Annotated in this window: 1 protein-coding gene; it reads left to right on the top strand. The window is 68.9% G+C overall.

The window, feature by feature from the left end; genetic code table 11:
- Positions 1-882 (top strand): cobaltochelatase subunit CobN (locus G3N99_RS41035; RefSeq protein ID WP_206125288.1); only part of this gene is annotated, 882 nt, incomplete at both ends.

Genomic DNA, 882 nt, shown 5'->3' with positions numbered 1-882 from the left:
CGGCCGTGCGCGATGCGCTGAACGAACGCTGGGGCCCGCCCGAAGCCGACCCGACGCTGCGGCAAGGGCGCTTCACGATCGCCGGCTGGCGCGCGGGCAACGTGTTCGTCGGCATCCAGCCGTCGCGCTCGCGCGGCGAGAACGACTACGCGAGTTACCACGACGCGGATCTCGTGCCGCCGCACGCGTATCTCGCGTTCTATTTCTGGCTGCGCGATGCGTATCGCATCGACGCGGTGATCCACCTCGGCAAGCACGGCAACCTCGAATGGCTGCCGGGCAAGAGCGTCGCGCTGTCCGACGCGTGCTGGCCCGACCTGACGCTCGGGCCGCTGCCGCACCTGTATCCGTTCATCGTCAACGATCCGGGCGAGGGCAGCCAGGCGAAGCGCCGCGCGCAGGCCGTGATCATCGATCACCTGATGCCGCCGCTCACGCGCGCGGAAAACTACGGCCCGCTGCAGGATCTCGAGCGGCAGGTCGACGAATACTACGAAGCACTGATGGTCGATGCGCGGCGCGCGAAGCTGCTGCGCAAGACGATCCTCGCCACGATCGCCGAGCATCGGTTGCACGACGAACTGAGCGTGTCGCCGCCGCGCGACACGGGCGACGAGGATGCGCTGCTCACGCGCGTCGACGCGTGGCTGTGTGAACTGAAGGAAGCACAGATTCGCGACGGGCTGCACGTGTTCGGCGAGTCGCCGGCCGAGCGTCAGCGGCGCGACACGCTGCTGGCGCTCGCGCGCTTTCCGGTCGGCGACGGCAAGGGCGCACGCGCAGGACTGATCGGTGCGCTGGCACGCGATCTCGCGCTCGGCGACGACTTCGATCCGCTCGCGGCCGCCGAGATCGGAATGTGGTCCGGTAGGGAATGCGAGT

This window comes from Burkholderia sp. Ac-20392 (genome assembly GCF_017104585.1).
GTDB classification, from domain to species: Bacteria; Pseudomonadota; Gammaproteobacteria; order Burkholderiales; family Burkholderiaceae; genus Burkholderia; species Burkholderia lata.
Note: the sequence above shows the minus strand (reverse complement) of the source record. Positions and strands in the feature narration are given on the sequence as shown.